The following is a 20,722-nucleotide window of genomic DNA, read 5'->3' as shown; positions in this document are numbered from 1 at the left end:
GTTTCCCAGCGGGGGCTCGGTGGCATACGTCCACAGCGACCACCGGGTGATCAGCGGTTCAGTGCGACCACCTCGTCACCGGCCCCGTTCGCGTCGCCGCGGCCAGCACCGTCGGCAGCAAACCCGGCAGCGCCGCTTCGAGTTCGGCCTCCCGGAGCCGGGCGTTCGAACAACTTGGTTCATAGGCCTTTCCGCCGCGACGCAGCGGTGGGGGACGATTGAGGTTCCCCCGCTTTCACGGAGAGCTCCAATCCATGGTCCGATAGGACCGGAAGGAGCGCGTCAGTGGCAGCACCGAAGAAGTACCCCCGACGAGTTGCCGGCCCGCGCGGTTCGGCTGTACCGGGACTGCGACCCCAAACCGGTGATCCGCAAGCTGGCCGAACAACTCGGCGTGCATCACGAGGCGTTGCGGAACTGGATCCGCCAGGACGAAGCCGACCGCGGCGAGCGAGGCGACCGGCCCACGAGCGAGATGGCCGAGGAGAACAAGCAGCTGCGCAAGCGGGTCGCGGAGCTGGAACGCATCAATGCCAACTTGCGTGATGCGAGCGCGTGTTTCGCCTCCGAGATCGGCCAGACCCGGAGGTGATCCTGCGGTTCGCGCACGAACACCCGCAGCACCCGGTCGATCTCGTACTACGGGTTCTGGATATCGCGTCCTCGACCTTCTATGGGTGGCTCAAGCAGCGAAACAGCCTTCGGCGCGTCGGCTGGCCGACGAGCGGTTGCTGGCCGAGATCGTCGAGATCCACACCTGCTCCGGTGGCACATACGGTGCGCCGCGGGTGCACGCGATGCTGCGCCGCCGGTATCCAGCGAAATGCCCGCTGCACCAACGAGATCTCGGCCATCATGCGATCGGGATCCCCACGGGTGCGGCGCGAGCCGCCGGATGAATCCCTCGGGGTTTCGCATCTCGTCCAGATCGATCCCCGAGCTGAAGGACGCGCCATCCCCGGTGACGACCAGGCAGCGAAGTGCTGGATCCGACGAAAGCTCACGGCCAGCAGCGGCAAGTTCCGCCCACAGGGCGGGCGTCTGCGCATTGTGCCGCTCCGGTCTGCCCAGAAAGAGACGGTGCACCGCACCGTCACCCTCGACTCTGATCTGTCCCGCCATCATGACCTCCTTCCCACAACCGGCCGGTCACCGTGGCCGTCATGCAGAGCTTGCCCCCGCTGTCGGAACCGGTGACCTCGGCCAGCCCGAACGATCTGCCGACATGCACAGGCCGCGCGACGGCCGACACTTCTCCCGGCTCAGCAGCGCGCAGATAACGGACGTGCACGTGGGCTGGCCGCAGGTCTCCCCGCCGCGCGAGGACCGCCGATGCCGCTATCTCGGCCAGCGCCATCCAGATCCCACCGTGCAGCCGCCCACAAGCGTTGCTCCAGACCCGCGAGTCAGGAGATTCACCTTCGTGGTTTCGCCCTCGGTCTCCGTCCGCGCGCCGAGGTACGCGGCGAGGTCGGCGGCCGCCGGGAAGGCGGAATCATGGACGATTCCAAGAGCACTTCGTTCGCCCGGTCCGCCGGCCTTGACATACTGGAACCGGCCAGACGCTACGGCCACCAACTCGCCCCGGTCGTCCGTCACGCTGCACTGTCCGAAACCACCTGTCGGTTCAGCTCGTAACACCCTCGCCGTCGCGTGAAGCGCTGTCGTGGACCACGGCGGCGGAGTAAGGATGTCCAAAGCCAGGTCCGTTGTCAGCGACCGGCGGCGCAGCTCCCCGTCGTCGGCGGGACATCGGCTGATGCCGAATCGTTGCTCACCGCATCCAATTCTAGGACCTCGGCCACAGGCTCCGGACCGCTGTCGCCGGTGCTGGCCCCGCTGGGCGGCAGTGACATCGTGCTCCCCCGCGATGAACGGACGCTCGCCTACTTCCTCTTGATCCGGCTGTAGGCGTCGTTGATCCGGGCGACGATGTCCGGGTGCCAGATCACTTCCCGGTACGCCAGCGTCTCGTAGGTCAGCGCGTTGATCGGGTCCAGTCCGGGGGACGTCCGCGCCATCTCCTTGTTGTTGACCGCTGATTTCACCGTCGTTTCCGCGATCGACGCGGCGAGCGCGGTCGCGCGGGCGACAACCTCGCCTTTCGGTGCCGGCCGGTCGATCAACCCGATGCGCAGGGCTTCGGCCGCATCGACCTTGTCTCCCGAGAAAGTCAGCAGCTTCGCCTGGCTCAGGCCCACGATCCGCCACAACGGCGAGAAATAGGGGGTCAGGCCGAACTTGATCTGCGGGTACCCGAAGATCGCGTTGTCACTGCCGACCCGGATGTCGGTGAACACCGCTATGTCGCAGCCGCCGCCGAGTGCGGGGCCGCCGACCGCGGCGATCGTCGGCTTGCGGTAGTCCAGCAGAGTGCTGTAGGCGCGGAGACACGCGTCCGAGTAGACCGAACGGGTTTCCTGGGTGAAGCCCGATTGCAGATCCAGGTCCAGCCCCGCGCAGAAGACGTCTTCGCCGCCGGTGAGCACGACGGCCGCGACCTCGTCGTCGTATGCCCACTCGTCGAGCTGGTCACTCAGGTCCGCCATCAGCTCGACGCTGAGCGCGTTGCGCCGGTCGAGCCGGTCGAACGTGATCGTGCCGACGCCGTTCTTGACGGTCGATTTGATGTTGTCGAACTGAGTCATGAGATCGTTCCTTGTCTGTTTCGCTCGGCTACTGGACGACGACGTCGTCAACTCGCGCGAGAAGGTGTTTCTGGATCTTTCCGGCCGCGGTACGCGGAATCGCCGCGATGACGTGCCATTGGGTGGGAATCTTCTGTTTGGCGAGCTTCTCCTGTTCCAGGTGGGCGATCAGTTTTTCGGGCCCCTGCCAGGTCACGCCCGGGGCCAGGACGAGCCAGGCGCCGACACCCTCACCCAGCCGGGCATCGGGGACGGCTGTCACGGCGGCGGATTCGATGTCGGGGTGAGACGCGAGGGCGAGCTCGATGTCCATCGTCGAGAACTTCTCGCCACCGCGGTTGACGATGTCCTTGCTGCGGCCGGTCATCTGTACCCAGCCCCATCGATCGACACGGCCCACGTCGCCGGGGTAGAACCATCCGTCCTCGTCGATCTGCGACTCGGTCAGGCCCTGGTCGGTGTACCGGGTGAGCAGTTGCGGGCCCCGGATCCGGAGTTCACCTTGGCTCCCCAGCGGCAGCAGCCGGCGATTGTCGTCCACGGCCTGGATCTCCATCCCCCGCAGGACCCTGCCGTCCCAGTCACGGCGCCGATCCAGTGGGTCAGTCGCCGCCGCGATGGCGCAGACCCCGGCTGTCTCGGTCATGCCGTAGGCCCGGACCACGGACACTCCGACTTCCGCGGCTCGATCGACGAGAGCGCCGGGAATGGCAGCACCGGCGCACGCGTAGGTCGGCAGGCGGTGCCTCGGCGCCAGCCCCCGTTCGTAGCGCTCCACGAGATCGGACACGAAGACCGTCGCGCCCATCATCAGCGATACCCGCTCGTCCTCGATGAGCGAAACGGCTTCATCGGGCTTCCAGCCGCGCATGATGATCGATCTACCACCGAGGAACGCCGGGAAGATGACGCCCGCGATGAAACCACCGAGGTGCGACAGCGGAGTCGCGGCCAGTGTCACCGTTTGCTGGCCAGCACCGAGCGCTTCCTGGAAGTTGCGCATGTGTGCGTACAGCGCCTGCCCGGTCAGCAGTGCGCCTTTCGGCGCGGAAGTCGTACCCGACGTGTACAGCAGCAGCGCCGGTGCGCTCGCGGGCAACGGCTCAGGCAGTTCGAAGCCGTCGCCCGCATCCGCGGTGACCTGCTCCCAGCCGTCGCGGTGATCCCCGACGATGTAGCGGACCGCGGGCTGGTGCCCCATCTCGGCCAGCAAGCCATCGAACTCCTCGGCCGGACGGCGGGGACTGAGCTCTGCGGCGGCCACGACGGCCGCTGGCCGGCAGTCGGCGAGAATGCGGCGCATCTCGTGTTCCCGGTAGATCGGCACCACAGGAACGTCGATCGCGCCGATCCTGAACGCCGCGACCTGCAGCACCAAGGCTTCCAGGCAGTTGGGCAGCTGGACCAGCACCCGATCACCTGGCCGCACCCCGCGCCGGACAAGGTCGGCGGCGACCGCGGTGGTCCAGCCGTCGAACTCACGGTAGGTGACGCGGCGTCCCTCGAAGCAAAAAAGCTCCCGGTCGGGATACCGCGCGGCCCGCGACCTCACCAGGTCGCCGATCCTGTCTTCGGTCCACAACCCGCTCGCCCGGTAGCCGGCCTGCCGGTACTCGGCGGCCACGTTTGACATCGTGGTCATCGACGTGCTCCCTTCCGATGAAACCGTAGTCAGCATATCTAGTGCATATTCACTAGAGAACCGGCCTTGGTGGTTCCCGGCGGCGTGAGGCCATACCCTGGAAGACGGCAACGTCACGAGCGCAACCGTGCGGTCGCCTTGCTCTGTCCAGAGCGCAACGCGGCGAGCCCCTCGGACAGGCGCCGGGTGAACAGGCCCCGCTGGATCAGATCGGCAGTCACCCTCAGCTCGTACGCCGTCGCGCCGATGTGGTCCATGTTGCTCGCACGCAGGGCGACTTCCTTCAGCACCGTCGCCAGCTCCGGACCGGCTTCGGCGATATGGCGGGCCAGACGGAATCCGCTCTCCCGCACGGTGCCCACCGGAACCAATTCGTCGACGAGCCCGATGCGGAGCGCTTCCTTCGCGTCGATGGGATCCCCGGTGAACAGCATCCGACGCGCACGCTGCGCGCCGACCTTGCGCAGCATCCCGTGGTAGAACCCGTTCATCGCGTACTTCACCTGTGTCGAGCCGAACATGGCGTTCTCCGAGGCGACCGTGATGTCGCACATGTTCGCGAGATCCATGCCGTAGCCCGGCGCCACACCGGCGACCGCCGCGACGGTCGGCTTGCGGTAGTCGTACAGGGAGACCATGAGCTTGCAGGCCAGATCGTTGAACCGGATGAGGTCGTCACCCGTCACTTCCTCGAGTACGTCGAGGGCCCAGCCCGCGCAGAAATAGTCCTCATTGCCGACCAGCAGGACCGCAGCCACGCGGTCGTCCTCGGCCCACTCGCCGAGCACCGCGATGATCTCCCGGTGCAGCTCCCAGCCCAGTGCGTTGCGTTTCCGCGGATGGTTCAGCTGAATCACGCCGACACCCTCGCCGATCGACGTTATGAGGTACTGGTGGTCGCCCATGACGGATTCCTCTCTTGAACGGTTTACCGGCTCAGCCGGCCAGTCCGACCAGTTGTTCGACGGCGGCCAGCCGGCCCGCGTCGTCAGGGCCAGCAGCTGAGCCTTGATCGTCGTGACACCGGCGGCGCGCAACGCAGCCATTCGTTCCTGAACGGCTGAACGTGGGCCGATCAAGGAAACAGCTTGGATGAGTTCGTCCGGCACTGCTGCCGCGGCATCGTTCCCGCGCCCGGCGAGGTAGTGGTCCTGGACATCCCGCGCCGCCTTTTCGTATCCATAGCGTCACGTGAGATCGTGGTAGAAGTTCTTCCCGCGTGCACCCATCCCTGCGACGTACAACGCGAGCTGGGGACGCACGTCGTCGAAATACGCCGCCTGCTGCGACCTTTCGACGAAGGCGACCGGAAGGCCCGACAGCGATGTCGAGTTCTCCCAGAGCCGGATCGCGCCGGGCTTTGCCGGCAGCCACGCTCTCCGCCCGCACTTCCGCAGCCTTGTCCGGGTGGAAGAAGATCGGCTCCCGGCCCTCTGCGATCTCGGCCGCCAGCGCCACGTTCCGAGGGCCGAGCGCGGCAATGCTGATCGGGATCCGGGTACGCACGGGGCAGTCGATCAGGTTGAGGGGCTTGCCGAGGCCGGTGCCCTCCCCCGCTCGCAAAGGAATCTGGGAGTACGCACCCTGATGAGACATCGGCTCTCGGCTCCAGACCTGCCGGCAGATCTCGACGATCTCCCGGATGTGCCCGAACGGGGCATCGTAGGGAACCCCGTGAAAACCCTCGACCACCTGTGAGCCGGACGCCCCAAGGCCGAGAGTGAACCGCCCGTCCCCTCCGTAGCCCAGCTGTAGTCCGATTCTCATCCGCTCACCCCCCGTTCTTTCGGTACCGCGGTATTCAGCACGCCGCGCACGAGTGCCGTGAGCTCCGCCACGATGCCGGGCCTGGCATGCAGACCCCCTACGCGCACAACGTCGTTCACGATGCCGCGAGCCGCATGCACGAGCACTGAGCTCGTCGCCTCGCCGAGTTCGGGGCGGCTGCGCTGCAGCGCGTACCTCCATTCGGCGACGTTCGCGGCCAGTTCGCGCCGGATCCGGCGGCCGGCTTCGGGCGGCAGATTGACGGCCTCGGTGACGTACACCCCGAACAGCTGGCGCTGCTGAACTCCGAGTTCGATGTACCCGCGTACCAGGTTGTCCAGCACGGCTTCGTCGACGCCACTTGCGCGGCTGAGGGCCAGCCGCCGCGCGGCTTTGCTGAAGGCCGTCACCAGCAGGTCCGACTTCGTCGCGAAGTGGTGATAGATGCTGGGGCCTGCCAGTCCGACGGCTGCACCGATGTCATCGAGCGTGACAGCGGTGTAGCCGCGCTCATGGAACAACGAAACAGCGGTCTCGAGAAGTTGTTCGCCGCGCGTCTGAGGCACTGCCGACCGTTGACGCGACATCGCCACACGCGGTGCCGCTGCCACGGCTGGCAGGGAGACCTTGGACGCCGCGATCGCCGCGGCGGTGAGGACACGCTGATACCGCTCACGCCCGATTCGCAAACCACTCACCGCTGGGCTGGCCAGAGTCCCCAGGACCGCAACGAGAAGCAACTGTCGCTGCTCGGAATCGGCATCGGGCCGCACGGCGCGCAACCGCATGGAGAGCCGCGCGACGAAGTCGTCGAACCTCGCCTCGACCGCGTGCCGCTCCGGTTCCCCCAGATGCCGGACTTCGCGCTGCAGCAGCGCCCAGAGGTCCCGCCGGACGAGTGCGACGCCCGCGAATTCGGACAAGAGCTCGACCCACGACTCCCCTCCCGTCGTGAACGCCGCGTCGACCAAGTCGAGTCCGCTGTGCACGGTCGCGGCCAACAATGCGTTCTTGTTGCGGAAGTGACGGTAGAGCGCTGGCGCGGTGATCCCGACGTCACGGGCCACGTCGATGAGCGCCACCCCGTGAAAGCCGTACCGGTGGAACCGGCGCGCGGCCGTCTCGGTCAGCTGACGCCCGCGTTGCCGGGCCGTCAGGCGACCAACGCCTCCACTATGCCCGTTTTGCGTCGCCATCCGTCCCACGTGCGTCCCAGCTCCAGTGTCTCCCAGCCCCGGACAACCGGCGGGCTTGCCTAGTGAATATTAACTAGACTACCGTCTGGGTCAATAGCCACACGCAGAATCCATCTGGAAGGAAGCGTCAGCGATGCCCAACCCACCGTCGGTTCCGGAAGCGTTCATCTACGACGCGATCCGCACGCCCCGCGGCCGCGGCAAGAACACCGGCTCCCTGCGCACCATCAAGCCGGTATCCCTCGTGGTGGACCTGATCCACGAACTTCGCCGACGGCAACCGGATCTCGACCCCGCCGCGATCGACGACCTCGTGCTCGGGATCGTGTCGCCGGTCGGCGACCAGGGCTCCGTACTACCGCGCACCGCCGCGATTGCCGCGGGCCTGCCCGACACCGTCTCCGGGCTGCAGCTCAACCGGTTCTGCGGATCCGGCCTGGAAGCGGTCAACACCGCCGCGCAGAAAGTGCGCTCCGGCTGGGACAGGCTGGTCATCGCCGGTGGCGTCGAGTCGATGTCGCGGCTGCCGCTCGGCTCCGACGGTGGAGCGTGGATGAACGACCCCGAAACCAACTACGCGACGTCATACATCCCGCAAGGTGTCAGCGCGGACCTGATCGCCACCATCGAAGGATTCACCCGCGACACGGTCGACTCCTACGCCGAACGGTCCCAGCGTCTGGCCGCGGCGGCGTGGTCGGGTGGTTACTTCGCGAAATCCGTCGTTCCGGTGCGGGACCGCAATGGCACCTCCATGCTCGATCACGATGAGCACATGCGACCGGACACGACCGTCGCGTCGTTGGGCGGACTCAAGCCGTCCTTCGCGAAGCTCGGCGAGCAAGGTGGGTTCGACGCGGTGGCGCTGCAGCGTTATCACTGGGTAGAGCGCATCGACCACGTGCATCACGCCGGCAACTCGTCCGGCATCGTGGACGGCGCCGCGCTGGTCCTGATCGGTGCCGAGCGGGCAGGCGCCGAGTACGGCCTCACCCCTCGGGGCCGGGTCGTGGCCACCGCGACCTCGGGCGCGGATTCGACGATCATGTTGACCGGTCCCATCCCCGCCACTCGCAAGCTGCTGGACAACACCGGACTGGCCGTCGACGACATCGACCTGTTCGAGATCAATGAGGCTTTCGCCGCGATCCCCCTGAAGTACGCCAAGGATCTCGGCATTCCGCTGGACAAGGTGAACGTCAACGGCGGAGCCATCGCCATGGGGCATCCGCTGGGAGCCACCGGCGCGATGCTCATCGGCACCATGCTCGACGAGCTCGAACGCCGTCAGGCCCGCCGCGCGGTCGTCACGCTGTGTATCGGCGGCGGCATGGGCGTGGCCACCCTCATCGAACGTCTGTGAACCCTCTCGCCGAATTCGTAGGAGTTGTCGATGACTGAGCACGAACACCCGATGTTCCTTTGGGACCGTGGCGATGACGGAGTCGTCACCGTCACGATGGACGACCCCGACGGGTCGGCCAACACTATGAATGAACGCTTCCGCCGTGAATTCCCGGTTCTGGTAGAACATCTGCACGCGGAGCGGGACTCGATCACCGGGGTGATCATCGGCTCGGCCAAGAAGACGTTCTTCGCCGGCGGCGACCTCGGCATGATGATGCGCGCCACCCGGGACCAGGTCGCCGACATCACCGCGATGCTCGAAGCGGTCAAGCACTCCCTGCGGCGCCTGGAGACGCTCGGCAGGCCGGTCGTCGCGGCGATCAACGGCGCCGCGCTCGGTGGTGGTTACGAGATCGCGCTGGCCTGCCATCACCGGATCGCGGTCGACGCCTCCCACGTCAGGGTCGGGCTCCCCGAGGTGACCTTGGGCTTGCTGCCAGGTGGCGGTGGGACGACCCGGACGGTCCGGATGTTCGGTTTGCAAACCGCGCTACAGGACATCCTGCTGACAGGCAGGAAATTCCGTCCTGCCGCCGCTGTGGAACGCGGTCTGCTCGACGCCGTAGTCTCCGGCCCTGCCGAGCTGGCAACCGCGGCGCGAGAGTGGATCGCCGCGAATCCCGAACCAGCCCAGCCATGGGATCGTCCTGGCCACAAGATCCCCGGCGGAACACCGGCCAGCCCCGGCCTGGCCGCCGTGCTGCCGTCGCTGCCCGCGGTGCTGCGCAAGCAGAACCACGGCGCGCCGGCTCCGGCGCCGCACAACCTGCTGGCGGCCGCGGTCGAAGGTGCGCAGGTGGACTTCGACAACGCCCTGATCATCGAGTCCCGCTACTGCGCGGACCTCATCTGCGGGCAGGTATCGGCGAACATCATCAAGTCCATGTTCTTCGACATGCGGGCCATCGACCGCGGCGCCAGCCGCCCTGACGGCCACCCGCCGTACGAGGCGAAGAAGGTCGTCGTGCTCGGCGCGGGCATGATGGGCGCCGGCATCGCCTACGTGAGCGCCAAAGCCGGACTCGATGTCGTTCTCAAGGACGTGACGCTCGACGCCGCCGAACGCGGTAAAGGCTACAGCGCCAAGATCCTGGACAAAGCGGTGCAGCGAGGCACCACGACACCGGAGCAACGGGACGCACTCCTCGGCCGCATCACGCCGACCGCCGACGCTCCCGATGCAGACGGAGCAGACCTGCTCATCGAGGCGGTCTTCGAAGACCCCTCGCTGAAGAAAAAGGTCATCGCCGAGATCGCCGAGCACCTGACGCCCGACGCGGTGCTCGGGTCCAACACCTCGACCCTGCCCATCACCGATCTCGCCGAAGGGGTGACACGGCCCGAAGACTTCATCGGCCTGCACTTCTTCTCCCCCGTGGACAAGATGGCCCTGCTGGAGATCGTGGTCGGCGAGAAGACCAGCGACGCCACCCTGGCCAAGGCTATCGACTTCGCACGCCAGATCGGCAAAACCCCGATCGTCGTCAACGACAGCCGCGGATTCTTCACCAGCCGGGTCATCCTGGAGTTCGTCAACGAAGCCATCGCGCTGCTCGGCGAAGGTGTGCCTGCGGCGTCGATCGAACAGGCCGCGACCCAAGCGGGCTATCCGGTCGGCGCACTCGCACTTGTGGACGAGCTCGCCCTGACGCTCTTGCGCAAGATCCGCGAGGAGACCGCCGAGGGCTACCGGGCGGCCGGGGTCGACCAACCAGTGCATCCGGCAGCGGCTGTGGTGGACCGCATGATCGACGAGTTCGACCGCACCGGCCGCGCGGCCGGTGCGGGGTTCTACGACTACGACAAAGGCCGAAGGCAGGGCCTGTGGGCCGGTCTGGCCGAGGCGTTCGACGGTACCAACACCGATGTGCCGCTGATCGACATGCAGGAACGCATGCTGTTCTCCGAGGCGCTGGACACCATCCGCTGTCTCGACGAGGGTGTCCTGCGGTCCATCCCCGACGCCAACGTCGGCTCCATCCTCGGCATCGGTTTCCCCTCGTGGACAGGCGGCGTCATCCAGTACGTCAACCAGTACGAGGGCGGTCTGCCCGGTTTCGTCGCCAGGGCAAGGGAGCTGGCGGCCCGCTACGGAGAACGGTTCACCCCACCCGCGTCGCTCGTGCGCAAGTCCGAAAACGGAGAGGACTACCAGTGACCACACAGGACGGACAGTGCCCGCTGGCCGGCCGCACCATCGTGATGTCCGGCGGAAGCCGGGGCATCGGTCTGGCCATCGCTACCCGCGCGGCGCGAGACGGCGCCAATATCGTGCTGCTGGCCAAAACCGATCGGCCCGACCCCCGCTTGCCCGGCACCGTGCACACGGCGGTCGCCGAGATCGAGAAAGCCGGTGGCAAAGGCCTGGCGGTGGTCGGTGACGTGCGCCGTGAGGAGGATGTCGAACGCGTTGTCAGCCAGGCCGTGGAAACGTTCGGCGGGATCGACATCGTCGTGAACAACGCCTCGGCGATCGCGCTGGCACCGCTCGGGAAACTGGCCCTCAAGCGGTACGACCTGATGCTCGACATCAACGCACGCGGCACTTTCGCGTTGACCAGCGCAGCATTGCCACACCTCTACGACTCCGACAACCCGCACGTGCTGACGCTCTCGCCACCGCTCAACCCGGACCCGGTCTGGCTGCACCAGCACGCGCCTTACACGATCAGCAAGTACGCCATGACGATGCTGACGCTCGGCCTGGCGGGACAGGACCACCCGCGTCCGCTGGCGGCGAACTGCCTGTGGCCGCGGACGACGATCGCGACCGCCGCGGTCCAGAACATCGTGGGCGGCGACGCGGCGATGGCCGTATCGCGCAGGCCCGAGATCATGGCTGACGCTGCGCACGCCATTCTGTCCCGCAAAGCGACCGACCGCACCGGTGTCTGTTTCATCGACGACGACGTGCTGCGCGACGAAGGCGTCACCGACTTCTCGCCCTACCGCTACGGCGACGCGCTGGAGGGCGACCTCAAACCGGACCTGTTCCTGCCAGGAGGTGAACATGCCTGAGCAGATCCGCACGGTGTACGACGAGGATCACGAACTGTTCCGGCAGACCGTCCAATCGTTCATCAAGACCGAAGTCGCACCTCACGACGAGGACTGGGAACAGCGGGGCATCGTCGACCGGTCGCTGTTCAGCAAAGCGGGTGACGCAGGCCTCTTGCTGTTCGCCACACCCGAGACCCACGGCGGGGCCGGCATCGGCGACTGGCGGTTCAGCGCGATCCTCGACGAGGAATTCGGGCGGTCCGGCTACGCCTCGGCAGGACTTGCTCTGGCACTGCAGAACGACGTGGTCGGCCCCTACATCCTCGATCTGACGAACGAGGAACAGAAAGCACGCTGGCTGCCCGGCATGACCTCGGGCGAGCTGGTCGGTGCGATCGCGATGACCGAACCAGGCACGGGCAGCGACCTGTCCGGCATCGCGACTCGCGCCGTGCGCGAGGGTGACGACTACGTCCTCAACGGATCCAAGACATTCATCTCCAACGGCCAGAACGCCGACCTGGTCGTCGTCGCCGCCCGGACCTCCGAAGACAAGCACCGGGGTCTGAGCCTGGTCGTGGTCGAACGGGGGATGGCGGGTTTCGAGCGCGGACGGAACCTCGACAAGCTCGGTCTACACGGACAGGACACCAGCGAACTGCACTTTACCGACGTGCGCGTCCCCGTCGCCAACCGTCTGGGAGAGGAAGGCGAAGGCTTCTTCCAGCTCATGCGCAACCTGCCACAGGAGCGCCTGTCGCTTGCTGTCACTGCGGTGTCGGCCGCCGAGGGTGTGCTGGCGCGCACTCTGGAGTACGTGAGCGAACGACGCGCGTTCGGGAACCCGATCGGCCGTTTCCAGCACAGCCGGTTCCTACTGGCCGAACTGCGCACCGAAGTGGACATCGCGCGGGTCTTCGTCGACCACTGTGTGCACCTGCACTCCGAGGGCCGGCTCAGTCCGGTCCAGGCCGCCAAGGCGAAGTGGTGGTGCACCGAACTGCAGGTCCGGGTCGCCGACCGCTGCCTCCAGCTGCACGGCGGATACGGGTACATGCGCGAGTACCCGGTCAGCCGGGCTTTCGTCGACGCCCGGATCCAGACCATCTACGGCGGCACGACCGAAATCATGAAGGAGATCATCGGGCGGGACCTCGGCCTGTGAACGCACGAACACAGGGCCCGGTGAGCCTGGAGATCACAGACGGCCTCGCGCTGATCGGCCTCAACCGGCCCGACAACGGCAACGCGATCACCCTTCCGATGGCCCAGGCACTCCGGGACGCCGTGGCCGACGTGGTCGCGCACGCCGACGTCGGGGCCGCGGTCTTGTTCGGCCACGGCGACCAGTTCAGCGTCGGCGGAGACCTGCTCTCGTTCGCTGATGCGGACCGTCCCAGCGAGTTCCTCGCGGAACTCGCCGGGACGGCGCACCAGGCGGTGCTGGGCCTGCGCTCGCTGTCCGTGCCGGTGATCAGTGCGGTCCAGGGTGCCTGCGCCGGCGGTGGAATCGGGTTCGCACTGTCCGCGGACCTGGTGGTGGCCGAGCGCACGGCCCGGTTCGTGGTCGCCTACACCGCGGCCGGGCTTTCCCCGGACTGCGGGGTGTCCTGGACCCTGGCGCGGCTACTCGGCCCGGCCAGGGCCAACGACCTGATCCTGACCAACCGCAGGCTCGACGGTGCCGAGGCCGAACGGCTCGGGCTGGTCAGCCGGGTCGTCGACCCCGGGACGGCACTCGAGCGGGCGACCGGACTGGCACGTGCGTTCACCCGAGGCCCCAGGGCTGCGCTGGCCTCATCTGCTCGCCTGGTGCGCGACGCACCCGCACGTCCCCTCGAAGAACACCTCGACGCCGAAGCGGCGTCCATCTCCGCCCTTGTCGACACAGCGGACGGGCAGGAAGGAGTCAACGCCTTCCTGGAGCGACGTCCTCCAGTGTTCCCCTCCGGCAGTTAGGAGCCAACCCCTTGACCGAGAACCGCCCCGTAGATCCTGCGTTCCTCAGGCGTTTCGCCACCGACTGGCTGGCGGCCTGGAACTCCCACGACACCGAGCAGGTACTCGCGCTGTTGCATCAGGACATCGTCTGGGAGGACACCGTCTTCTGGACCGACGTCATCCACGGCCGGGACAACATGCACGAGTACGTGGAGCGCATTTGGAAAACCATGCCCGACGTGGAGTTCAAGGAAGTCCAGTTGTTCACCGCCCCCGAGGACGGGCGGGGACTCGTGCTGTTCCGGCAGGAAGGCAGTGGCCCGCCGCAGCTGGACCCAGACAAGCGGTTCAGCACTTACGGCTGCGACATCTTCCTGCGGTTCACCGACGGGCTGTTGTCCCGTTATCTGGCCCAGTACGAGATCACCGAGATGATGCGCCAGCTCGGCGCCCTGCCACCACGTGACGGCAAGATCGGCGGCGCGTATCTGCTGTCGTTGACCCGGACGACGCGTAGCTGACTGAGCCCCGAAACAAGGGGCCCCGGCCGCAATGTGAACTGGTCCCCGTTTGTTGGACCGGGTAATTGAGAGTCTGGGCCGCGAGGGCTTGGGTCCGGTTTTGTACCGGGCTCAGGCCCTCGAGTCTTGTGGAGATGCGGTCGGTGTTTGAGATGCCCGAAGAAGTTCGCGATTACCGCGGTTGTCGTAACAGTTTCCCTTGCGGGACATCGACCGGGTCGCTCCAGCATCGGCGAGCAGGCGCCGCCAGGACGCGTGCAGATAGGGGAATCCCTGATCGGAACGCACCATTGGTGCGCCATCGGCACCGAGTGTGGCGAGCGCTGGCAGCAGTGAACTGTTGGTCAGCGCCAGGCTCGGGGAGGCCCCGATCGAGTGGGCGATGATCTGCCGGTCGAACAGGTCCATCACAGGCGACAGGTAGAGCTTGGCCTCGCCGACGCGGAACTCGGTCACATCGGTGACCCAGTTCCGATTCGGCGCGTCGGCGGTGAAGTCCCGATCCAGCAGGTTCGGGGCGACCTAGCCGATCTCCCGTGATACGAGACGCATCGCCTCTCGCGGTGTGACCGGCAGACCAGCCCGAGCCGCCGCGTCGGCTTTCAGCACGGTCTTCTTCGCGACCTGCCAGCCGGCCTTGACCAGTTCCCAGTGGACATCGCGATGCCCGTAACGGGCGTGGTTGCTGGTGAATACATCCGTGATCACGGCCTTCAGCCCGGCTCGCGGGTCAGGCCTTCCCAAACGGGCCTGGTGATAAAAGAACGTTGACCGGGCAAGCCCGACGACCCGCAACAGCACGTCCAGTCGATGCTCGCCTTGAGGAGGCGACGGAGCGGACCTTCACCGTCTTGTTGCGCCCTAAAGACCCGCAATTTTCCCAGATACGCAACCTCGGCTCGCAACTGTTCGTTCTTGCGCCGCAACTGCTCCAGCTCACCCGCTTCACTCGGCACCGCGTCGGGCTTCAGACGTCCGCCGGGTTGCTTCGGACGTAAACCCGTCATCGCCCTCGTTGCGGTACTTCCGCGCCCACGTCTCGATCAGCTTCGGCGAGGACAGGTCGAACTCACAGGCCAGATCCAGTTCGGTCTCACCAGCCGGAAACCGCCGCACCACGTCCAGCTTGAACTCGAACGAGAACGAACGTTTCGCCGGCTTGGCCACCAGCGCTCCACCTCCACACACCCGCCACCGGTCATACAACCGGTGAACAGCAGCCGGGTTCAACCCAAACCGCTTTGCGACCACGTGCCACCCCCACCCGGCCCCGAACAACCCTACCGCCGTGACCCGCGGATGTTCAGCCAGCAAACTACGCACATGCACACAACTGCTCACCGGAAGCTGGCACTGGATTTCCAGTCCAACTTCCGGTGAGCAGTTCAAATCGCCCCAGGGCCCCTGCTCGTGGCTTGACCCGCTACGCGGCCCGACGTTGCTCGGCGAAAGCCAATGCCTCGTCCCAGCCGGCATTCTTCATGATCAGACCGCGGTACTTCATGATGACGGACTGACCGTCGATCGTCAGCGCACCGGTCAGCCGGTCGCCCTCCCGGTACAATGCCACACACCGGTGGCGGCCGGGTACGTGCTCCTCGACGACGCGGACTTCGTCCGCCTGGGGCAGTCCCACGAACTGGATGCGGCTGTCGTACCAATCGGACCAGAAGTAGGGCACCGTCGAGTACGGTCTCGCGGCAGCCGGCTCCAGCGCATTGCGGACGGCGGCGGCCCCCTGCTCCGCCGCGCTCGTCCAGTGCTCCAGGCGCATCTGCCTGCCGAAGGCCGGATTGCGCCACCGGACCACGTCACCAGCCGCGTAGACGCCCTCGACACCGGTGAACAACGTTTCGTCACACACGATCCCGTTGTCCAGCGTCAGTCCGGAGCCCTCGAGCCAGCCCGTGGCGGGCTCGGTACCGACACCGACGACCACAAGGTCCGCTTCCACGGTGGATCCGTCGGACAGCACGACACGCTCGACCCGGCCGTCCCCCTGGATCTCAGTCACACTGACCCCGCACCGCAGATCCGTGCCGTTACGCCGATGCAGCGACGCACAGACCTCCCCCATCGCCTGGCCCACCGCCCGGACCAGCGGAGTGGGCAGCGCCTCCACCACCGTGATCTCCAGGCCGCGCTTGCGGGCACCGGAAGCCACCTCCGATCCGATGAAACCCGCGCCCACCACCACAGTCCGCGCACCCGCGTCCAGCGCCGCCCGGACCGCGACCGCGTCATCGAGCGTGCGCAAGGTGTGTACGCCGCGCAGCCCCTCCGTAGCCGGCAACCTGCGCGCAGTGGCACCGGTCGCGATTACGGCGTGGTCGTAGCGGATTTCGCGATCGAAGACCTGCACCGCCTTCCGTGCCGGATGCAGAGCCAACGCCGGGTTGCCGAGCACCAGCTCGACGCCGAGCTCGTCGCGCAACGTCTCCACCGGCCGGAAGGTGGGTACGCAGGCCCCGGCCGAATCCGCACCGCGATCGAGGAAGGCTTTCGACAGCGGCGGGCGGTCGTACGGTAGGTGTTCCTCGGCGCCGACCAAGGTGATGGCTCCACCGAAACCGGCCTTGCGCGCGGTTTCCGCAGCGCGTAGTCCGGCGAGTGAGGCGCCGACCACGACCAGTCGTCCACCGTGCATCGTCGTTTCCTCCTTCCGCGCGCCGTCAGCCACGCAGCCGAAGGGCTTCCGTCGGGCATCCGGCGATCGCCGCCTCGACCTCGCCCTGCTGCCCTTCGGGAACAGTGTTGCTCTTCAACAACAGGTCGCCTTGGTCGTCCACTTCGAACACCTCGGGGGCCAGCGATTCACAGATACCGAGCGCCGTGCACCTGGCGCGGTCAACGATGATCTCCATGCTTCCTCCTCAAGAAAACGATCTAACATAGAGTAGATTATGTTGAAAGAGTTCGGCAAGACCGCGGTGAAGCGAGGTGAAACGCGTCAGCTGAAGGAAACCGTCATACTCGTCGGTCGATTCCGCCGAACACCAGCTTTTCCAGGTTCTCGTGAACCATGCCGATATCCTGCTTGCGGTACCCGGGCCATTCGACAGTCCAGTTCACCGCACCGACCACGAGCAGCCAGACCGTGGGCAAGTCGATGTCCGTGCGCAGTGCACCGGCACTGCGGGCGTCTTCGAACAAGCCGAGCATGTAGCGGCTGAATTCCCGGGCCTCGGGCTCGACCTCGTTGCGGACCTCAGCGGGCACCTGCCCGATGATCCGCACGTAAGCAGCGCTGAAGGAACCTCGCGCCAGAGCCTGGTCGAGGTATTCGGCGATCGCCCTGTGGAGCCGCGTGGATGCGCCGGCTCGGGCCGGCAGTGCGTTGACCGCGTTCTTGACCGCTGCGGAAGTCCGCTCGACACCGGCCCTCAGCAGCTCAACGACCAGCACTTCCTTCGACGGGAAGTGGTAGTACAGACTGCCCTGTCGCACTCCGACAATGCGACTGATGTCGAGCAGGGTGGCGCCACCGTATCCGTTGGCGCTGAACACCTGCGCGGCCGCGACGAGCACCCGTTCACGGGTCGACGATCGGGAACCCGGTCCAGGAACGTCGGCTTCACCAGGCACTTGCCCACCTTAACAGGGGCAACTGACGGCGCCTGAGCTCCCGATCGCTCATCCATTTTCTCTTTCGCGGCAAATCTCAGAAGAATCGGCGGATCATCCTCATTTTCCGGCCGGTGTACGGCGGATAGAGCAAGGCGATATCGGGCCGAGACGGCTTGGACACCACCGCTTTGCGGTGACTGAAGGTCTGGAACCCCCATTCACCGTGGTAACTGCCGATCCCGCTCGCCCCCACCCCACCGAACGGCAGTTGTGGCGTCATGCAATGGAACGCCAGATGATTGATGACCACGCCACCCGAGCTCGTCCTCCGCAGCACGGCATCGTGTTCGGGTTTACGGCGGCTGAAAAGATAGGTCGCAAGGGGTTTGGGCCTGGCGTTGACGAACTCGATCGCGTCTTCGAGTGTGGGCACCGTCAGCACCGGCAGGACCGGGCCGAATATCTCCTGCGCCATAAGGCCCGAACCGGGATCGGGATCGGCGATCACGGTCGGCTCGACGGTCAGACCATCCCGGTCCACCCCGCCACCGAGGACAATCTCGCCCCCAGCGCCCTCGATCAGGCCGGCGAGCCGGCCGAACTGGCGTTCGTCGACGATCCGCATACCGGTCCCGGCGTTGCCGTCGCGGAAGGTATGGACCGTGGCCACTAGGCGTTCGAGGAAAGCGTTCCGGACGGCACGTTCCACCAGGACGTAGTCGGGCGCGATGCACGTTTGTCCCGAGTTCATCAGTTTCAGCCAGGCGATCCGCCGCGCGGCGACGTCGAGGTCGGCCTGCGCGGTGACGATGACCGGACTCTTGCCGCCCAGTTCCAGCGTCACGGGTGTCAGGTGGTTCGCGGCCCCGCGCATCACATGACGGCCGATCTCGGTGCCACCCGTGAAGAACGCGTGATCGAGCCCTTGCGCGAGCAGCTCCTGGGTCACGTCGGCCTCGCCCTCGACCACCTTGACCGCCTCGGCATCGAGGTAACGGGGAAGCAGCTCCGCCAGCGCTTCGGACGAGCGCGGGGCGTGCTCGGACGGTTTGACGACGGCGCAGTTACCCGCGGCGATCGCGCCGACGAGCGGGCCGAGGGTGAGGTAGAACGGATAGTTCCACGGCCCGATCACCAACACCACGCCCAGCGGCTCGTACTGGTACCAGCCCCGTCCCGGCAGTGCCGTCAACGGAAGCCTGGTGCGGCGGGGCCGCATCCACTTGGCGACCCGCTTCCGGGCGAACGTGGTTTCGGCCTTGGTCGCGCCGATGTCACCGATGAACGCCTCGGCGGCCGGACGGCCGAGGTCGGCTGCGAGTGCCGCGACGATGGTGTCCTCGGCCTCGGTGAGCAGGCGCTCCAGCCCGGACAGCTGGGCGATCCGCCAGTCCACGGAACGGGTGCGCCCGTCTGCGAAGGTTCGCCTCAAACCGGCGATGGTTTCGCCGACGGTGGTGGCCGTATCGGTATCGACGGTCATCGTGACACTTCCTCGGGCTGCGCGGCGAAGCGTTCCTTGAGCAGTCGCTTCAGGAGTTTCCCGGTCGGGGTCCGGGGCAGCTCGTCCACGAAGGCGATACTGCGGGGCGCCTTGTAATGAGCGATACGGTCCCGCAGGTAGGCTATCAGCTCGCCTTCGAGTTCCGCGCCTCCCCCCGGCGCCGGCTGGACGATTGCCTTCACCTGCTCCCCCATCTCGGGATCGGGCACACCGATCACCGCGACGTCGGCGACCTTCGGATGCAGCGCCAGCGCGTCTTCGATCTCCCTCGGGTAGATGTTGACCCCACCCGAGATAATCATGAAATCCTTCCGGTCGGCCAGGTACAGGAAGCCTTCGTCGTCGACCGAACCGACATCGCCGACGGTCGTCCACAACGGATGTGCGGGATGCTGTGCGGCTTTGGTCTTCTCGGGATCATTGTGGTACTCGAACGGAAGCTCATCGCGTTCGAAGTACACGAGCCCGGTCTCACCGGCAGCCAACTCCGCACCCGAGTCGTCGCAGATGTGGATCCTCCCCAGCGCGCTGCGCCCCACGGAACCGGGTTTTTCCAGCCACTGCGCGGTGTCGATGAAGGTCATGCCGTTCGCCTCGGTCGACCCGTAATACTCGTGGATGATCGGTCCCCACCAGTCGATCATGGCCTTCTTCACCTCGGGCGGGCACGGCGCGGCCGCGTGCACGGCCAGTTTGAGACTCGTGACGTCGTACTGGTGGCGGGTCGCCTCCGGCAGCTTCAGCATGCGCACGAACATGGTCGGGACGACCTGGGTCACCGACACCGCGTACCGCTCGATCGCCGCGAGGAAGGGCTCGGGCTCGAACTTGTGCATCATGACAACCGTGGCACCGAGGGAATGCATGACGCCACACCAGCGCAGGGGGGCTGCGTGGTAGACCGGGGCCGGTGAAAGGTACACGTTCTCGCTCGTGATGCCATAGACACCGCGGAGCATCGCAACGATCGGGTCACCCGGCTCATCGACCGATCGTCCGGGCAGCGGTGGTTTGATTCCCTTCGGCCTGCCTGTCGTGCCTGATGAGTACAACATCTCGGCGCCGCGCGGCTGTTCCTCCAACCGAAGGCCGGCAGACCTCAGCGCGTCGCCGTAGTCGTCGTGGTTCGCGACGGTGCCACCGAACGCGTACCGGACGGCGACCCCCGGCGTCAGTTCGACGATCCCCTCAGCGGAGGCACGCAAGCTGCCTGAGGCGACCACCGCTCGTGCGTCACTGTCGTTGACGATGTAGGCGATCTCGTCAACGGCGAGATGACGGTTGATGGCCGTGATGTAGAGGCCCGAACGCAGTGCCGCCCAGTAGACGTCGAAACATTCGAGCTGGTTGTCCGACAATAGTGCGACCACGTCGCCTGAGCGCAACCCGGCGTCGTGGAACAGCCGGGCCAACCGGGCCGAGTTCTCATCGAGGTCGCCGTAGGTGCGTAGCTCTCCCGTTTCGGCGAGGATCACGGCGGGCTTCGCAGGGTTCCGCCGGGCGTGGATTCCGGGATACATCGGGCCTCC

Annotated in this window: 21 protein-coding genes and 2 pseudogenes; 8 read left to right on the top strand and 15 right to left on the bottom strand. The window is 66.5% G+C overall.

Going from position 1 to position 20,722, the window contains the following annotated elements:
- The first annotated feature begins 19 nt into the window (after positions 1-19).
- Both LWP59_RS05960 and LWP59_RS05955 read left to right on the top strand, forming a co-directional pair.
- Positions 20-592, top strand: coding sequence for a transposase (locus tag LWP59_RS05960; RefSeq protein ID WP_144636117.1), 573 nt, complete (start codon positions 20-22; stop codon positions 590-592).
- An 85-nt stretch (positions 593-677) separates the two neighbouring features.
- Positions 678-899 carry an IS3 family transposase gene (locus LWP59_RS05955; protein WP_186383146.1) on the top strand — a complete coding sequence of 74 codons (222 nt, stop codon included), beginning with the start codon at positions 678-680 and terminating at the stop codon, positions 897-899.
- A gap of 22 nt (positions 900-921) precedes the next feature.
- On the opposite strand, the pseudogene LWP59_RS40885 reads toward LWP59_RS05955, so the two are convergent.
- The 7 genes and pseudogenes from LWP59_RS40885 to LWP59_RS05925 form a co-directional block, all read right to left on the bottom strand.
- Positions 922-1,122 (bottom strand): annotated as a pseudogene (locus LWP59_RS40885) (enoyl-CoA hydratase/isomerase family protein); the annotation flags it as partial.
- Positions 1,094-1,384: pseudogene (locus LWP59_RS05950) on the bottom strand (PaaI family thioesterase); the annotation flags it as partial. The pseudogenes LWP59_RS05950 and LWP59_RS40885, both read right to left, overlap by 29 nt.
- Positions 1,385-1,886: 502 nt before the next feature.
- Positions 1,887-2,648, bottom strand: a complete 762-nt coding sequence (locus LWP59_RS05945; protein ID WP_144636123.1) for an enoyl-CoA hydratase/isomerase family protein — start codon at positions 2,646-2,648, stop codon at positions 1,887-1,889.
- Between the two features lie 28 nt (positions 2,649-2,676).
- A complete protein-coding gene (locus LWP59_RS05940; RefSeq protein WP_229858076.1) occupies positions 2,677-4,407 on the bottom strand; it encodes a class I adenylate-forming enzyme family protein in 1,731 nt (576 codons plus the stop codon).
- Positions 4,404-5,195: an enoyl-CoA hydratase/isomerase family protein gene (locus tag LWP59_RS05935; protein ID WP_144636127.1), complete on the bottom strand. Its 792-nt coding sequence runs from the start codon at positions 5,193-5,195 to the stop codon at positions 4,404-4,406. Before LWP59_RS05935 ends, LWP59_RS05940 begins: the two co-directional genes overlap by 4 nt.
- A 31-nt stretch (positions 5,196-5,226) precedes the next feature.
- On the bottom strand, positions 5,227-6,057 hold the full coding sequence (locus LWP59_RS05930; RefSeq protein ID WP_373299778.1) for an LLM class flavin-dependent oxidoreductase: 831 nt from the start codon (positions 6,055-6,057) through the stop codon (positions 5,227-5,229).
- Positions 6,054-7,253, bottom strand: coding sequence for a TetR/AcrR family transcriptional regulator (locus tag LWP59_RS05925; RefSeq protein WP_144636130.1), 1,200 nt, complete (start codon positions 7,251-7,253; stop codon positions 6,054-6,056). Before LWP59_RS05925 ends, LWP59_RS05930 begins: the two co-directional genes overlap by 4 nt.
- Before the next feature lie 133 nt (positions 7,254-7,386).
- Here LWP59_RS05925 and LWP59_RS05920 point away from each other — a divergent pair, with 133 nt between their 5' ends.
- Genes LWP59_RS05920 through LWP59_RS05895 form a run of 6 tightly spaced genes read left to right on the top strand, consistent with a single transcriptional unit; the run spans position 7,387 to position 14,122 of the window.
- Complete coding sequence (locus tag LWP59_RS05920; protein ID WP_144636133.1) at positions 7,387-8,616, top strand: acetyl-CoA C-acetyltransferase; 1,230 nt, start codon at positions 7,387-7,389, stop codon at positions 8,614-8,616.
- A gap of 30 nt (positions 8,617-8,646) precedes the next feature.
- Positions 8,647-10,818: a 3-hydroxyacyl-CoA dehydrogenase NAD-binding domain-containing protein gene (locus LWP59_RS05915; RefSeq protein ID WP_144636136.1), complete on the top strand. Its 2,172-nt coding sequence runs from the start codon at positions 8,647-8,649 to the stop codon at positions 10,816-10,818.
- Positions 10,815-11,678 carry an SDR family oxidoreductase gene (locus tag LWP59_RS05910; protein WP_144636139.1) on the top strand — a complete coding sequence of 288 codons (864 nt, stop codon included), beginning with the start codon at positions 10,815-10,817 and terminating at the stop codon, positions 11,676-11,678. Before LWP59_RS05915 ends, LWP59_RS05910 begins: the two co-directional genes overlap by 4 nt.
- A complete protein-coding gene (locus LWP59_RS05905; protein ID WP_144636142.1) occupies positions 11,671-12,825 on the top strand; it encodes an acyl-CoA dehydrogenase family protein in 1,155 nt (384 codons plus the stop codon). The genes LWP59_RS05910 and LWP59_RS05905 overlap by 8 nt, the downstream gene beginning before the upstream one ends.
- Positions 12,826-12,845: 20 nt before the next feature.
- The gene (locus LWP59_RS05900; protein ID WP_229858079.1) at positions 12,846-13,619 is read left to right on the top strand and encodes an enoyl-CoA hydratase/isomerase family protein; all 774 of its coding nucleotides are present in this window, start codon (positions 12,846-12,848) and stop codon (positions 13,617-13,619) included.
- Between the two features lie 11 nt (positions 13,620-13,630).
- Positions 13,631-14,122: a nuclear transport factor 2 family protein gene (locus LWP59_RS05895; protein WP_144636150.1), complete on the top strand. Its 492-nt coding sequence runs from the start codon at positions 13,631-13,633 to the stop codon at positions 14,120-14,122.
- A gap of 111 nt (positions 14,123-14,233) precedes the next feature.
- On the opposite strand, the gene LWP59_RS05890 is transcribed toward LWP59_RS05895, so the two are convergent.
- From LWP59_RS05890 to LWP59_RS05855, 8 genes are all read right to left on the bottom strand, one after another.
- Positions 14,234-14,629 (bottom strand): DDE-type integrase/transposase/recombinase, encoded by a 396-nt coding sequence (locus tag LWP59_RS05890; RefSeq protein ID WP_267903748.1) that lies wholly within the window; start codon positions 14,627-14,629, stop codon positions 14,234-14,236.
- Between the two features lie 15 nt (positions 14,630-14,644).
- Positions 14,645-14,923 carry a hypothetical protein gene (locus LWP59_RS05885; RefSeq protein WP_144636155.1) on the bottom strand — a complete coding sequence of 93 codons (279 nt, stop codon included), beginning with the start codon at positions 14,921-14,923 and terminating at the stop codon, positions 14,645-14,647.
- A 144-nt stretch (positions 14,924-15,067) separates the two neighbouring features.
- Complete coding sequence (locus LWP59_RS05880; protein WP_144636158.1) at positions 15,068-15,289, bottom strand: transposase; 222 nt, start codon at positions 15,287-15,289, stop codon at positions 15,068-15,070.
- Between the two features lie 256 nt (positions 15,290-15,545).
- Positions 15,546-16,769 carry an NAD(P)/FAD-dependent oxidoreductase gene (locus LWP59_RS05875; protein ID WP_144636161.1) on the bottom strand — a complete coding sequence of 408 codons (1,224 nt, stop codon included), beginning with the start codon at positions 16,767-16,769 and terminating at the stop codon, positions 15,546-15,548.
- A 25-nt stretch (positions 16,770-16,794) separates the two neighbouring features.
- Positions 16,795-16,986 carry a ferredoxin gene (locus tag LWP59_RS05870; RefSeq protein WP_144636164.1) on the bottom strand — a complete coding sequence of 64 codons (192 nt, stop codon included), beginning with the start codon at positions 16,984-16,986 and terminating at the stop codon, positions 16,795-16,797.
- Positions 16,987-17,089: 103 nt separating this feature from the next.
- Positions 17,090-17,707 (bottom strand): TetR/AcrR family transcriptional regulator, encoded by a 618-nt coding sequence (locus tag LWP59_RS05865; protein ID WP_144636167.1) that lies wholly within the window; start codon positions 17,705-17,707, stop codon positions 17,090-17,092.
- Positions 17,708-17,783: 76 nt separating this feature from the next.
- Complete coding sequence (locus LWP59_RS05860) at positions 17,784-19,172, bottom strand: aldehyde dehydrogenase family protein (protein ID WP_144636170.1); 1,389 nt, start codon at positions 19,170-19,172, stop codon at positions 17,784-17,786.
- Positions 19,169-20,713: an acyl-CoA synthetase gene (locus LWP59_RS05855; RefSeq protein WP_144636173.1), complete on the bottom strand. Its 1,545-nt coding sequence runs from the start codon at positions 20,711-20,713 to the stop codon at positions 19,169-19,171. The genes LWP59_RS05860 and LWP59_RS05855 overlap by 4 nt, the downstream gene beginning before the upstream one ends.
- Positions 20,714-20,722 lie beyond the last annotated feature (9 nt).

Source organism: Amycolatopsis acidiphila, from assembly GCF_021391495.1.
GTDB classification, from domain to species: domain Bacteria; phylum Actinomycetota; class Actinomycetes; order Mycobacteriales; family Pseudonocardiaceae; genus Amycolatopsis_E; species Amycolatopsis_E acidiphila.
Note: the sequence above shows the minus strand (reverse complement) of the source record. Positions and strands in the feature narration are given on the sequence as shown.

Excerpts from the sequence above, each read along its gene's own strand:
- LWP59_RS05875 (WP_144636161.1), bottom strand. The coding sequence starts at position 16,769 with ATGCACGGTGGACGACTGGTCGTGGTCGGCGCCTCACTCGCCGGACTA.
- LWP59_RS05925 (WP_144636130.1), bottom strand. The coding sequence starts at position 7,253 with ATGGCGACGCAAAACGGGCATAGTGGAGGCGTTGGTCGCCTGACGGCC.
- LWP59_RS05905 (WP_144636142.1), top strand. The coding sequence starts at position 11,671 with ATGCCTGAGCAGATCCGCACGGTGTACGACGAGGATCACGAACTGTTC.
- LWP59_RS05915 (WP_144636136.1), top strand. The coding sequence starts at position 8,647 with ATGACTGAGCACGAACACCCGATGTTCCTTTGGGACCGTGGCGATGAC.
- LWP59_RS05930 (WP_373299778.1), bottom strand. The coding sequence starts at position 6,057 with ATGAGAATCGGACTACAGCTGGGCTACGGAGGGGACGGGCGGTTCACT.
- LWP59_RS05945 (WP_144636123.1), bottom strand. The coding sequence starts at position 2,648 with ATGACTCAGTTCGACAACATCAAATCGACCGTCAAGAACGGCGTCGGC.
- LWP59_RS05935 (WP_144636127.1), bottom strand. The coding sequence starts at position 5,195 with ATGGGCGACCACCAGTACCTCATAACGTCGATCGGCGAGGGTGTCGGC.
- LWP59_RS05860 (WP_144636170.1), bottom strand. The coding sequence starts at position 19,172 with ATGACCGTCGATACCGATACGGCCACCACCGTCGGCGAAACCATCGCC.
- LWP59_RS05920 (WP_144636133.1), top strand. The coding sequence starts at position 7,387 with ATGCCCAACCCACCGTCGGTTCCGGAAGCGTTCATCTACGACGCGATC.
- LWP59_RS05855 (WP_144636173.1), bottom strand. The coding sequence starts at position 20,713 with ATGTATCCCGGAATCCACGCCCGGCGGAACCCTGCGAAGCCCGCCGTG.
- LWP59_RS05870 (WP_144636164.1), bottom strand. The coding sequence starts at position 16,986 with ATGGAGATCATCGTTGACCGCGCCAGGTGCACGGCGCTCGGTATCTGT.